This is a genomic window from Halobacteriovorax sp. HFRX-2_2 (genome assembly GCF_043196705.1).
Classification (GTDB): domain Bacteria; phylum Bdellovibrionota; class Bacteriovoracia; order Bacteriovoracales; family Bacteriovoracaceae; genus Halobacteriovorax_A.
This window is the reverse complement of the sequence record NZ_JBEBMT010000004.1, coordinates 35,542-49,210: the sequence shown is the minus strand read 5'-3', so window position 1 is coordinate 49,210 and position 13,669 is coordinate 35,542. Positions and strand designations below refer to the sequence as shown.

The following is a 13,669-nucleotide window of genomic DNA, read 5'->3' as shown; positions in this document are numbered from 1 at the left end:
ATATTTAAAACGTTAATGCCTTGTGTATCACAATTACGGAATCCACAATAGTCGCGCTGCGAAATCTCGCGTCGAGCGCTTCATATATATGCGCTTTTGTCTATCTGTGATTCAGATGACTTATAGCCGGATTTTGGATTTGGGTCTATAATTAGAGAATATCTTGTAAAAAAAATAGGGACAAAAATTTGTTTAGTGTATTAATTTCATATTTATTAAGTCTTTTCATCGTCTTTATTCAGGTATTTTTCCTGGCCGGAGGCTTCATTGTATTTAGCACGAACCTGCATATTTCGAGTTCGGTGACGCTTGCTACATTAATTTATGTAATTTCATTTACTTACATTATTCCTTCTATTGTTTTATCTAGGCTAAACCCAATTCGATTAGACAAGAAAGAACACGTGGCCATTTTTAATAAAATAAATGGACTTCACTTTAGAGGAAATAAGGGAAGGCTGAAATTCTTTGAGAGTAAGAATGCTCCATTTTTCGTTATGGGAAGCCTCCTGGGTTCGGGTTATGTCATCATCAACTCTGCTGTTATAGAGAGCCTGAGCCCCTCTGAGATGGACAAATACCTAGAGGCAGAACTTAGCTTTAACGAAACGATAAATGCAAAAGTGTTAACTCATATTCTAATCGTCCTGCTATTTTGGCGTGGCATTTTTAATTGGGTCTTTAAGCTTGCTAGAGCGGAAGCCGTTTTTCGCTATATGTTTGCAGTTCCTAGGCGATTATTTAACCGACTCTCAAATAGCTTCAAAAGTTACCATTTCAAGAAACATGAGAGTGTGGATATGAGAGGTGTTGCTCAAAAAGTTATCTACTTAGAAAATGCAAAGATTAATGATGTTCATTTTAATGTGGCCTCGACAACAATGTGGTCAATTCTTCGTTCTCCAGATGCAATGGATGAAAGATTTCATCAAAGTGAGTTGCTATGAAGAACTTTTTTAAGTACTTCAGAGATTTAGATTTTACCAAATACTACCCAGCGCTTTTTACAGTCGTCTTCTTATCTGTGCTTTTTCAGTACAAGTTTCAGTCCATTGAAGCGATCTTCTATGACTTAAGACTTAAGTTAGACATGACTCTTGTTCATGATGACAATATCGTTCTCATTAAAATTGATGAAGAAAGTGATGAGTTCTTAGGTGAGAGTTATCCATATACTTATACAACTTATTTAAAGCTATTTAGAAAAGTCTTAAAAGATAAGCCGGCCATTATTAACTTCTTTGGCGATTTGTCTGCTCCTTTAAATGAGAGAGAGGCGGCTTCCTTACAATTACTCCACGATGAAATTAAGGCCTATATGAAACAAGGTGGGCTCTATCGCTATGGAACAGAACTAGACTCTTGGGGCGAGCGTCTTCCGCCACAAGAATTGAGAGATCTCGGTTATTCACCGGCCGTGGTGAATATTGATAGTAAGTTATTTGCCAAAGATGATGTTGTCAGAAGAATGGTTTTAAATATTTCGGGAGAAGAGACTCTCGACTTTTGGACGGCCAACGAATGGCGAATTATTAATAATGAAGAACCATTAGTTCTTAATAAGCTAAAGAGTGCTTATTATATGCCCGAAGCCGATGCGAGCTTTAGCTTATTTCGCTATCCTCTTAGGTCACTTGAACATCTTGAAAAATTACCCGTCCACCGTGTTGTCGTAGGTAATATTCCTAGTGGGTATTTTAATGGCAAGGTTGTTCTTATTGGACCTGCCTATATTTCGAACCTAAGACATTACGCAAAAACACCATTTGATAAAGATCAAAAAAGAACATCAAAATTAGAAATTCATGCCAATATGACAAAGGCATTAATGGAGAATCAGTTAATCTACTCAATACCTCTTTGGGTAACGAAATTGCTTTCAATGCTAATTGGTGTGGTCTTATCAATCGTTATTTCTAGGATTCAACCTGCAAAGGGTCTACTCATTACTTTTGGGATCATTGTAGGAACAGTTCTATTTTCATATTTAATCTTTCTGCTCTTTGGTCTCTGGCTTTATATCACCCACATCTTGTTAACAGTCTTTGTGGTTTATTATATTTGGGTTCCTTTTAGGGCCATCGGTGAGTATCAAAGACGCTATAAAATTCAAGAAGAGACAAAACTTTTAAAAAGAGTTGAAAACCTAAAGCAAAACTTTATCTCTTTAATGAGTCACGACTTAAAAACACCCGTCGCAAAAATAGCTGGAGTTGCAGACAATATGTTGCAACGTAATCGTGGAGGGGAAACCTATATGCACGATGGCTTAAAGACTATTATTGATTCGACAAAGGAACTTAATAATTTCATTACTTCGATCTTAGATTTAACTAAGGTAGAGTCGCGAAATATTTCTCTTAATTTACAAAGTAAAGACGTCAATAAGATCATCGAAGACTGCGTGAATAGTTTAACTTATCTCGCTCGTTCTAAAGAGATGACTATTGAGACTGAGCTAGGTCCGTTATTTCCCATCGAAATCGATGTTAGCTTGGTTAATCGAATTGTTTCCAATATTGTGGAAAACTCGATTAAATATGCTGGTGAAGGAAAGGCAATTAATATTAAGACTTGGGATGATGATACTTGGGTCTATATTGAGATATCTGATAATGGTGTTGGTATGGGCCAAGACGATGTCGATAATATATTTGAGAAGTTTTATCGGGTTAAAAATGATGCGTCCCATATTATTAAGGGAAGCGGTCTAGGTCTTTATCTGGTAAAATACTTCGTAGAACTTCATGGGGGTGAGATTTCTGTAACATCATCACCTGGAGAGGGAACTAGTTTTCTAATTAAATTTTTGAATAAATAAATGGAGTGCATATGCATAAGGTTTTAGTTGTCGATGATGATAAAGTTTTACAAACCTCAGTAAGAGAGGCCCTTGAATTTCATCACTTTGCAGTAGATGTTGCTGACAACGGAAAAGAGGCGTTAAGTGCTGTTTATAAGACTAAGTATGACTTAGTTGTTATGGACGTGAACATGCCTGAAATGGATGGTATTGAAGCATTAACAGAAATCAAAAAACATGACCCTTCTGTTATCGTTATTATTTTAACAGCTTATTCAAATGTTACGGATGCTGTTAAGGTCGTAAAGGAGGGTGCTTATAACTATTTAGAAAAGCCTATTAGTTCTGATAACTTAGTCTCTTTAATCAAGCGTGCCCTTAAGGCCCGCTCATTAGTTGAAACGGTTGGTTTCTCTGCACCAGTTCTTTCACTTGGTGATACAAAGAATAAATTTGTTGGTGAATCAGATGTTATGCAAAAGGTTTTCAATGTTATTGGAAAGCTAGCGCAAGTTAATACACCTGTCTTAATTCGTGGTGAGTCTGGTACTGGTAAAGAGCTAGTTGCTCGTGCAATTCACTATAATGGGCCAAGAAAAGATGAGAAATTTGTAACGATTAACTTAGCGGCCATTCCTGAAAACTTAATTGAGTCTGAATTATTTGGTCACGAAAAAGGTGCTTTTACTGGCGCTAATGAAAGAAAGATCGGTAAGTTTCAATTTGCAGATGGTGGAACACTATTCTTAGATGAAATTGGTGATGTCTCTCCAACAATGCAGGTAAAGCTACTTAGAGTTCTTCAAGAAGGAACATTTACTCCAGTAGGATCGAATAGAGAAATCAAAGCAGATGTTCGTGTTATTGCAGCTTCTCACAAACCATTTGAAAAAATGATTGAAGAAGGAACATTTAGAGAAGATTTATTCTACCGCTTAAATGTACTTCCTGTTTATCTTCCTCCTTTAAGAGAAAGAAATTCTGATATCCCACACCTTGTTGATTACTATGTTAAGTATTTTAACAATGTTCATAACCTAGAAATTAGTGGGCTTGACGATGAGGCGATGAAAATTATGCAAGGTCATGATTGGCCAGGAAATATTCGAGAGCTTAGAAATGTTATCGAACACGCTTTCATTATTGAAAGTGGTGATATTATCAAAGCAACATCTCTTCCGGATAAAATAAGAAAGTCAGTTACGGTCGAAAATGTTGTCGAAGAATCTCAGGCAATTATTGATTATGATGAAATCAAAGACTCTGTACTAACTGATGCCGGTCAAGATGAACAACTTATTGCAAGTGCTCAGGGCTATCAATTTGTTTTTGCAACTAGTGAAGTTGACGGTGAGCTGAGATTAAATTTTTCTCAAGCTAAGGATATCTTTGAAAAAGAATTTATCATTCAGGCCTTAAAGATTAATCATGGTAAAATTAATCAAACAGCATTAAAGGCAAATATTCCAAAGAAGACTCTTCTTAGAAAAATTGAAAAGTACGAAATTAACCCTAAGGAATTTTATAAATGAATCGAATTTGGCAAATGACATTACTGATTGTTGGAATTCTTTTCTTGGATCAATTCTCTAAGGGGGCCATTCAATCTAGTTTTAAATTAGGGGAGACACTTACTGTTATCCCTGGTTTTTTTAACCTAACATATGTGAAAAATCCTGGTGTCGCATTTGGAATGGGAAGTGAATTTCCAGATGTCATCAGAATGATTCTTTTTAAAATCCTGCCTGTAATCGCATGTTTCTGGTTTGTTTATCTAATTTGGGATTCAAGAAGAAAGAGTTATATGCTCTGTCTTGCTTACTCTATGATCTTTGCAGGAGCAGTGGGAAATCTTATTGATCGCATCTCTTTAGATTACGTGGTTGATATGTTCGATTTCTACTATAAAGGATGGCACTTTGCTGCATTCAATGTAGCGGATGCATCAATATCTGTTGCGGCAGGTATTTATATTATTGATTATTTTCTAACTGAAGTTCGTGGAAATAAGAAGAGTGCTCAAGCCTAGGCTTAAGCGCTCTCTTCTTCTGTATTTGATTCTTCGCTTGGTTTTTCTTTTGTGATTCCGAATTCGTTGTGTAACTCATTAAGTGACTCTTCTGAGACATAAAGTTCTGACTTAAGAGTTTCACGTCCCCAAATAGCAAAAGCATCATTGTGCTCATACATTGTAATCGTTTCCCAAGGACAGTCTTGAGAACAGTTTTGACAACCGATACATCTAGCAAGATCGATTTCAACTGTTTGATTAAATTGTGGGTTCGTTGGATTAGGGCCTGGAACTAGTTCAATTGAGTCAACCGGACAACCTTGAATACAGATCTCACAACCTGTACAACCTGACTGGTGAACAACAGCTAGTAGCTTTGGACCTTTCTTACCCTTACGTGCTGGCTTAAAACGTGCCGAGTGGTAAGGATTCTCCACTAAAAATTTAACATCTTCGCTCATTAGCAATTCCTAATACTAAGTTAATTAGCAGTATTTTAGCGTATATCAACGCATCATAAAAGGGATTTTTGCCTGATTAAAATACATTAGGTATAGTCCTTTAGCAATATTGAAAGATAAAAAGCTTGGGTAAATAATTGTTTTTACTTAACGTGATATCAGAGGTTTACAGTGAGAAAATTAAGATTTGTCACAGCGGCCAGTTTATTTGACGGCCATGATGTATCAATAAATATTATGAGAAGACTTCTTCAGTCTAAGGGTGTTGAAGTTATTCACCTAGGACACAATCGTTCTGCCCAAGAGGTAGTCGATGCTGTTTTACATGAAGATGCAAATGCAGTTGCCATGAGTTCTTATCAGGGTGGACACAATGAATACTTTGCTTATGTTCGTGAGCTACTTGATCAGGCCGGAGCGACAAATGTTCGTATCTTCGGTGGTGGAGGTGGTGTAATCACTCCTAAGGAGATTAAGGCACTTCACGATAAAGGCATTACTAGAATTTATTCTCCAGAAGATGGAATGAAATTAGGTCTTGAGGGAATCATTGATGACATGATTGAGAGAGCAACTCATTCAACTCTTGATGGATTCAAATTAGATGCTAAGGCAAAAGATCTTCCAAAGACTCAACTTGCAAAAGTTATTACGGCCATTGAAGATGGTGCTGAAATTGAGATCCCTTCTTCGGAAAAGAATATTCCAGTACTTGGTATCACAGGAACTGGTGGTGCAGGTAAGTCATCTTTAATTGATGAAACTCTTTTAAGATTTCACCGTTTCTATCCTGAAAAGAAAGTTGCACTAATTTCAGTTGATCCAACAAAGAAGAAAACACAAGGTGCGCTTTTAGGTGACCGTATTAGATTAGGTTCTGCAAACTTTGAAAACTTTTATATCAGATCACTTGCAACTCGTGATTCTGGAACAGAGCTTTCTCCACAAATAAAAAAGACAGTTAACTTCTTAAAGGAGCAAGACTTCGATTTAATTATTGTTGAGACTTCTGGTATTGGTCAGGCTTCAGATGAAATTACAAAAATTTCTGATAAGTGTGTTTATGTTATGACTCCTGAATATGGAGCTGCAACACAACTTGAAAAAATTGAAATGCTTGAGCAGGCGGACTTTGTTGTTCTTAATAAATTTGAAAAGCCTCGCTCTGAAGATTCAATGAGAGATATTAGAAAGCAATATAGAAGAAATCATAATCTATTTGCTGGACACCCAGGTTCTCCAACAGATGAAGAACTTCCAATTTTTGGAACAATGGCATCGAAGTTTAATGATGTCGGTGTAAACGCTTTATTCCAAGCTATTGCACAAACTTTTGATTTTGATCAGGCTCCGCTTGAGGGAATTATTGCAAATCGTGCAAGTAACGATAAAACAAGAATTATTCCTGCTGAACGATCACTTTACTTAAGAGAGATTGCAAAAGCTTCGCGTGACTATAATCATGAAACTGAAATGAGAATGGAAAAGCTTCGCGATATCGAGGCACTTGAGATCACAAGTAAGATTGTTCCAAGTAATGAAGTTGATGCAAAACTTGCTCAACTAAAATCAGAACTTGGTGAAGATGTTGAAAAAGAAATCGAACAATTCCAATCAGTCGTTAAACAATACCAAGACGGAACTTTCACATACCACGTACGTGATCGTGAGTTTAAAGTTGCGACAAAATACACTTCTCTTTCTGGCCTAGATGTTCAAAAGGTAGGAACACCAAGATTTTCTTCTAAGGTGGATCAGTACCGTTTTATTAGAACTGTTAATATGCCAGGGTTCTTTCCATTTGGTGCAGGGATTTTCCCATTCAAGCGTACAGATGAAGATCCAAAGAGAATGTTTGCTGGGGAAGGTGGCCCAGCAAGAACTAATAAGCGTTTCCACTACTTATCAAAAGATGACAAAGCAAAACGTTTATCAACTGCCTTTGACTCAGTAACTCTTTATGGAGAGGATCCAGATCTTCGTCCAGATATTTTTGGAAAAATTGGAGAAGCTGGAGTTTCGATCGCAACAGTTGAAGATATGGAGTTACTATTTGATGGTTTCGATCTTTCTGATCCATACACATCAGTTTCGATGACGATCAATGGACCGGCTCCGATTATGTTAGCTTTTTACCTAAATACTGCTTTAAGACAAAAGCTTAAAGGTGATGACTACTACGATACTGAAAAGCGCCTAGCTATTCTTCAACAAATTCGTGGAACAGTTCAGGCCGATATCTTAAAAGAAGATCAAGCTCAAAATACTTGTATCTTCTCTCTTGAGTTTGCACTTAAGATGATGGGAGATGTACAAGAATACTTCTGTCAGCAAAAGATCAAGAACTACTATACAGTATCAATCTCTGGTTATCATATTGCTGAAGCTGGGGCGAACCCGATTACTCAAGTTGCTTTCACACTTGCAAACGGTTTCACATTTGTTGAGTACTATCTTGCCCGTGGATTAAATATTGATGAATTCTCACAGAACTTATCTTTCTTCTTCTCAAACGGACTTGATCCTGAGTACTCAGTAATTGGACGTGTTGCTAGAAAGATTTGGGCAATCACAATGCGCAATAAGTATGGTGCAAATGAGAAGTCTCAAAAGTTTAAGTATCATATTCAAACATCTGGACGTTCTCTACACGCTCAAGAGATTGACTTCAACGATATCAGAACAACACTACAGGCTTACTTAGCACTTTCTGATAATTGTAACTCTCTTCATACAAATGCTTATGATGAAGCGATTACAACACCAACTGAAGAGTCAGTAAGACGTGCTATGGCAATTCAGATGATTATTAATCGTGAGTTCGGTTTAAATAAATCTGATAATCCAATGCAAGGTGCATATGTAATTGAAGAATTAGCTGACCTTGTTGAAGAAGCAATCCTAGCAGAGTTTGAAAGAATTTCTGATAAGGGTGGAGTTCTTGGTGCAATGGAAAGTATGTACCAGAGATCAAAAATCCAAGAAGAGTCTCTCTACTATGAGACACTAAAAGATTCTGGAGAGCTTCCTATCATTGGTGTTAATACTTATATTGCAGATAATATTGATGAACAGCTAAATCAAGAAATTGAACTTTCTCGTTGTAGTGACGAAGAAAAGAAAGGACAAATTTCTCGCTTAAATGATTTCAAAGAAAGAAATGCTAATAAATCAGACGAGGCCTTAGATAAGCTAAGAGCTGTGGCCCTTTCTGGTGGAAATATTTTTGCAGAGCTTATTGAAACAGTTAACTATTGTTCTCTTGGACAGATTACTAATCTTCTTTATGAGATTGGTGGGAAGTACAGAAGGAATATGTAATGAAGAAGTCAAAGATCTACACTCGTACAGGTGATAAAGGTGAAACAAGCCTTGTTGGTGGACAACGTGTCTCAAAGGCCAGCGCTCGTATTAATCTTTATGGAAACTTAGATGAACTTAATAGTTTTGTAGGTCTTTCACTTTGTCATATTGATGTTTCAAGAGTTAAAAATACTTTTAAATCAATTCAAGAAAATCTTTTTGTTCTCGGTTCTAACTTCGCAACTCTTAGAGAGGACCGAGACAATTTCAAATTACCTAAATTAAGCATTGAAGACATCCTTCATCTCGAAGGTGAGATTGATTACTTTGACTCAGTTGTTGATCCCCTCAAATACTTTATCCTTCCTGGTGGAAGTGTTGCGGCCGCTAATGTTCATATTTGTCGAACTAAAACAAGACAAGTTGAAAGGGAAGCTGTGGAGCTAGGGGATGTTGATCCAATTGATTTAGAGTATTTAAATCGACTTTCAGATTATTTCTTTATCGTAGCGCGATTCTTGAATAAGCATGAGAATATTCAGGATATTCCATGGGTTCCGAAGAAGGATTAGATTAAGTTTACTTAAAGAATTTTAAGATTTTCGTCATGACAGTTTTATCTTCTGGTTCAACTTTCTTCTTTTTGGCGACTTTCTTTTTTGTTCTTTGTATTGGTCTTTTTTTACTTACTTCGGCTTTTACTTTTTGTCTTTCTAGTGAAAGATTATTTAAGGCCAAAAAGCCTGTTTGGTCAGCAAGGGCCGTTGAAGTTTGTGTGTTTTCTTGAGCATCTTCATTTGGATCGATTGGTCGAGTTAAAAATTTATACTCAATATCCGTAAGATCATTTAAATCGATACAAATAATACAATTACCAATACGAATAGTTTCATAAATATAAAGACGTTGATCACTTGTGACTTTCTTATTGTTAATATAAGTACCGTTAGTCGAACCTAGGTCCTTAACAACAATTTCCTTATCTTTATAAGTAATTTCGAGATGTTTAGATGAAATTTTTGAGTCATCGATTGAAATATCAACTGACGACTTAGAGCGTCCAAAGCTTAATTTAGGTTTAATAAGAACCTTAGCTTTATTTTCACCGCTCTTAATAATCAATGAGATAGACATTGTTTCTTGCTCCTATATAAAGTATATCATCAATATGATATAATTTAGGTATTGGTCATTATTACCTACGTAATATTAGAGGTTTATATGAACGAGTTATTAAATGTGACGCCAAAAGCAGTTGCGCAAATAAAAAATATTTTCACGAGTGAAGATCGCTCAACTGAGGACTTCGGTCTACGCCTAGGTGTAATTGGTGGTGGTTGTTCAGGTCTTTCTTACAATATCGATTTTGATGCTCCAAAAGATTCAGATAATATTATCGAATTAGAGGGGATTAAGATTCTTGTGGATCCAAAATCATCAATTTACTTAAGTGGTATTACTTTAGACTTTAAAGACGGCCTTAATGGAAAAGGTTTTGTTTTTGAAAACCCAAATGCAAAGAATACTTGTGGTTGTGGTGAAAGCTTTAGTGTTTAGGCCTTACTTTTAACTTTGGTTCTTTTCTTTAATTGTACTTTTCTTTTTTCCTCTTCAAGGGTGAAGCGAAGGGTCTTATGAATATTGGAAATATTCTCTCCCCAAGCATTAGGTTTGTCCTGTCGAGAAAATTTAGAAAGCTCTAAGTTATTTAAAGATTTTTGATCTAGTCTGATACTAAAATTCCCAGCTGTAATTACATCGTATGTATATAAAGTGATTTCTTCCTCGATGCGTCTTCCATTAATATGGGTGCCATTCTTTGAGCCTAGGTCTTTGACTAGAATTTCATCACCATCGAATAATATTTGAAAATGGACTGAAGATACTTTTGAGTCATTTAAGAAAATATCAGCATCTTCTTTGCTTCGGCCAAATGTTAAATTTGGTTTTAAAATTACAATATATGATTCTTGCTTTGATTGTATTTTCAGTTTAACGGCCATCTTATATCCCTTTTTTGAAATTGTATCACTTAATGTAATTAAATTATATTTAACATTATTTACCCCCTATGATTAATGACTTGTGTTGTGGAGCGGTAAAAAATGTTGGCAAGGGTCTAGTAATTAGAAAAGCTGTGAAGTAAATTATTGATATGATGATTGATGATACATATGTAAAAGAACAGGTTTATGAATTCTTCTTTAGTGAAAATACTTTCTCATTAAATGGACATAGTGTTTATAAATTCATCGGTGATGAAACAAGAGACTATTTACAAAGGCAGATTACTGCAGATGTCGCCAAGTTAGAGAATGGTGGGACTCTTGCCTGTCGTTTGGATCGAAATGGTCGGGTGTTTTCTTTTTTCTATCTTGTGAATATTGATCAGGCTTTCTATATTATCGTCGATTCAAAAATTGCAGATGAAACAGTTAATGAGTTAGAGAAGTTCATCATTATGGAAGATATCACGATTAAAGATACTCAATTAATTGCTGCACTATCGTCACGTTCTAGTGAAGGTTTTGTTCCAATTAGTATTTTTGATAATGAAGGTTATATTGGATTTATAAGTGAACAGTTGCCAATAACAGATTTTCATAATCAGCTATTCGTCTTAACTGGATGGCCGCAGCTAGATGTTACAGTTGAGCGCACTAACTTAATTAATGAAACAAGATTAAATGAATTTGCTATCAGTTATAATAAAGGGTGTTTTCTAGGGCAAGAAACAGCTTCTAAAATTGAAAGTCGCAGAGGAGCTGCTCGTTATCCAGTCCTATTAATCTCCAAGAATCAAATAGAAGAGGAAACTATTTTAAAGGATAAGAAGGTAAAGGTCCTTAATTCTGTTAAGACTGATGATTTTTACTTATCTGTGGTAAGAGTCCCTCGAGATTTATTGATTAATGGTTTAGAAATAGAATATGACGGAGGCACAGTTCGTGTACTTACATATCCAATTATTAAAGAAGATAAATTGGAAATAAGTGAGCACTATTTTAATAAAGCCGTTAAGCGATTTCATCAGGGTGAAGTAAATGAGGCCATCATGCTCTTAGATCAAGTGATTTCTTTTAACCCTCATTATGCAGATGCTTATGAGTCAAAAGGTGTCATCCTAGGAAATAATGGTGATCATCAAAAGGCCATTGATGTTATGGATGAGCTCTTAAAAGTAGATGAAAACTCTGTGATGGCGCATACGAATAAGTCTCTCTACCTTATGAAATTGGGTAAAATCGAAGAAGCTGAAGAGGAGAAGTCGCTAGCGACTGTTGCTTCATTTAAGCGCTTTGGAGATGAAGCTAAGTTCAAAAAAGAACAAGAAGAACGAGAGCGTGCCGAAAAAGAAGACCGTGCTCGTCGTTTTGATATGTTTAATAAAGTATTGGCCATTGATGAAAATGATGTTGTTGCCAATTATGGCCTAGCTGATATTCACTTTAGTAATGATAAATTTGATAAGGCCATGGGCCATATTGAAATCGTTCTTAAAGAAAACCCTAAGTACTCAGTTGCTTACCTTCTTAAGTCGAAGATCTTATTTAAGCAAAAAAAGTATGACGATTGCCTAAGCATTATTGAAGAGGGAATGCCGATTGCCACTTCCCAAGGTGAGTTAATGCCCGCAAATGAAATGCAGGCATTAAAATCTAAAATCTCAAAATTATAATTAATAATATTCGTTACGTGCCGCTAGAAGTTCATTTTTCAGTTCTTCTACGGCATTAGAATTTAAATGCTTTTCAAGTGCAAAAATATGCTCTCGATGTGAGTCCACCATGGCCTTGAATTGTAGATATACTTCATATCCTTCAGCAGAAACGATTTCTTCTTTATATGCCTTTTCTAAATCTAGTTCACAGAATTGCAACATATAATACTCTTCGATAGCACGTTCTTGAATCTTTCTAAATTCAGCATCCGTGAAATCGTGTTCCTCTAGTCGAGAAAGTGAAGAGAATAGTTCAAGAGCCCAGTAAAACGTCATATAAGCGTGGTAAATACCTCTTATTGGCCTTAGAGCTCGCCTCCATGGACTGTAGTATATTTTTTCTTCAAGCTCCTCTAAGAGCTCTTCTTGATTCAAGTAGCTATTTAGAACATGGTGACCATTTTCATGAAGCAGATCATCCATTAAGTCCATATCATCTCTATCGTATGTATTAATAGATGAGTACCCTGGAAGAGTTTGCATTGAGTAGCTAACGATCCCTTTTTCATTAATTGGAATGATATTTTGTGTAAATTCCTTAAAAATCATGAAAAGTTCAGGAGTATATTTTTCAAGTCGGCGATAAGCCTTTTCAATCTTTGCTGTCATCTCTTTTGACGTGTTTTCGAGTTCAGAGTAGAAGATAATTTTAAGCTCATCAATATTTGAAACAACGGCCGCTCTCTTTTGTGATTTTTCACTAAGCTTAGCTAAAACTTTGTCTTCTAGATTATTAAAGATAATTCGTTGGCCATTTTGATAAGCAGATAAATTATCATCTCCAAGTTCTGGAACATTCAAATACGTAAGATCGCTAGTGACTTCTTCTTTAATGTGAATATTGAAAAACGCGATAATATTGTCTTCTAAAACAGTAACAAGTTTTTTTGATTCAGCTAAAAGATCTTTTGATTCATTAAGCGAGTTTAAGAACACCTTTGCTAAATTACTGTCATGCCAGAAGTTAAAGATGGCATCTTCTGATTCACTCATCTCAAAGTCTTCACCAACTTCAAATTCACTATGATACGAAATGATCTCGATAAGGGCCTCAATAAGATTGAACCAATAGAAGTTAAGGTTGGAATAAGTATCAAGTTTTTTATAGAAGATAGCTTCTTTATAAAAGCCCTGAAACTTTTGAGAGAGAAGTTCGTTCTCATCTTCATTTGCCTGCGCATCTTCACGATAAAGGGCCAAGCCTTCAAGGTATGATTCTTTAAATGCGTGATTGTTTTGAATGAAGTGATTAAAGTTATTCATAAGATATCCATAAGTAAAAATTCATTACAGATATAACACTATAACAAGATAAGATAAATTCTTATGATGCTTATTAGTTAATATGAATGTTTGGGGGATTTAAAAGC

12 protein-coding genes are annotated in these 13,669 nt (G+C 35.7%); 8 read left to right on the top strand and 4 right to left on the bottom strand.

Annotated features, from left to right (window positions below):
• Window positions 1-188 precede the first annotated feature (188 nt).
• The 4 genes from ABMA79_RS13065 to lspA are packed head-to-tail and all read left to right on the top strand — an operon-like array spanning window position 189 to window position 4,832.
• Window positions 189-947, top strand: a complete 759-nt coding sequence (locus tag ABMA79_RS13065; RefSeq protein ID WP_392861482.1) for a hypothetical protein — start codon at window positions 189-191, stop codon at window positions 945-947.
• Window positions 944-2,821 (top strand): ATP-binding protein, encoded by a 1,878-nt coding sequence (locus tag ABMA79_RS13060; protein WP_392861484.1) that lies wholly within the window; start codon window positions 944-946, stop codon window positions 2,819-2,821. The genes ABMA79_RS13065 and ABMA79_RS13060 overlap by 4 nt, the downstream gene beginning before the upstream one ends.
• 11 nt (window positions 2,822-2,832) lie before the next feature.
• On the top strand, window positions 2,833-4,335 hold the full coding sequence (locus ABMA79_RS13055; protein WP_392861486.1) for a sigma-54-dependent transcriptional regulator: 1,503 nt from the start codon (window positions 2,833-2,835) through the stop codon (window positions 4,333-4,335).
• The gene (gene lspA, locus ABMA79_RS13050; RefSeq protein WP_392861487.1) at window positions 4,332-4,832 is read left to right on the top strand and encodes a signal peptidase II; all 501 of its coding nucleotides are present in this window, start codon (window positions 4,332-4,334) and stop codon (window positions 4,830-4,832) included. The genes ABMA79_RS13055 and lspA overlap by 4 nt, the downstream gene beginning before the upstream one ends.
• A gap of 2 nt (window positions 4,833-4,834) precedes the next feature.
• Here lspA and ABMA79_RS13045 read toward each other — a convergent pair whose 3' ends face one another.
• The gene (locus ABMA79_RS13045; RefSeq protein ID WP_021267740.1) at window positions 4,835-5,275 is read right to left on the bottom strand and encodes a 4Fe-4S dicluster domain-containing protein; all 441 of its coding nucleotides are present in this window, start codon (window positions 5,273-5,275) and stop codon (window positions 4,835-4,837) included.
• 171 nt (window positions 5,276-5,446) lie between these two features.
• Between ABMA79_RS13045 and icmF the strand changes: the two genes are divergently transcribed.
• Both icmF and ABMA79_RS13035 read left to right on the top strand, forming a co-directional pair.
• Window positions 5,447-8,596 carry a fused isobutyryl-CoA mutase/GTPase IcmF gene (gene icmF / locus ABMA79_RS13040; RefSeq protein WP_393093142.1) on the top strand — a complete coding sequence of 1,050 codons (3,150 nt, stop codon included), beginning with the start codon at window positions 5,447-5,449 and terminating at the stop codon, window positions 8,594-8,596.
• Window positions 8,596-9,150: a cob(I)yrinic acid a,c-diamide adenosyltransferase gene (locus ABMA79_RS13035; protein WP_393093139.1), complete on the top strand. Its 555-nt coding sequence runs from the start codon at window positions 8,596-8,598 to the stop codon at window positions 9,148-9,150. Before icmF ends, ABMA79_RS13035 begins: the two co-directional genes overlap by 1 nt.
• Window positions 9,151-9,157: 7 nt before the next feature.
• Here ABMA79_RS13035 and ABMA79_RS13030 read toward each other — a convergent pair whose 3' ends face one another.
• The gene (locus tag ABMA79_RS13030; RefSeq protein ID WP_393093137.1) at window positions 9,158-9,712 is read right to left on the bottom strand and encodes an FHA domain-containing protein; all 555 of its coding nucleotides are present in this window, start codon (window positions 9,710-9,712) and stop codon (window positions 9,158-9,160) included.
• A gap of 87 nt (window positions 9,713-9,799) precedes the next feature.
• On the opposite strand from ABMA79_RS13030, the gene ABMA79_RS13025 reads away from it, so the two are divergent.
• Window positions 9,800-10,135 carry an iron-sulfur cluster assembly accessory protein gene (locus ABMA79_RS13025; RefSeq protein ID WP_021267694.1) on the top strand — a complete coding sequence of 112 codons (336 nt, stop codon included), beginning with the start codon at window positions 9,800-9,802 and terminating at the stop codon, window positions 10,133-10,135.
• On the opposite strand, the gene ABMA79_RS13020 is transcribed toward ABMA79_RS13025, so the two are convergent.
• Window positions 10,132-10,581: an FHA domain-containing protein gene (locus tag ABMA79_RS13020; protein WP_393093134.1), complete on the bottom strand. Its 450-nt coding sequence runs from the start codon at window positions 10,579-10,581 to the stop codon at window positions 10,132-10,134. The genes ABMA79_RS13025 and ABMA79_RS13020 overlap by 4 nt on opposite strands.
• Window positions 10,582-10,733: 152 nt before the next feature.
• Between ABMA79_RS13020 and ABMA79_RS13015 the strand changes: the two genes are divergently transcribed.
• Window positions 10,734-12,257: a CDC27 family protein gene (locus ABMA79_RS13015; RefSeq protein WP_393093131.1), complete on the top strand. Its 1,524-nt coding sequence runs from the start codon at window positions 10,734-10,736 to the stop codon at window positions 12,255-12,257.
• Here the strand turns inward: ABMA79_RS13015 and ABMA79_RS13010 are convergent, their stop codons facing one another.
• Window positions 12,258-13,562, bottom strand: a complete 1,305-nt coding sequence (locus ABMA79_RS13010; RefSeq protein ID WP_393093128.1) for an aKG-HExxH-type peptide beta-hydroxylase — start codon at window positions 13,560-13,562, stop codon at window positions 12,258-12,260.
• Window positions 13,563-13,669 lie beyond the last annotated feature (107 nt).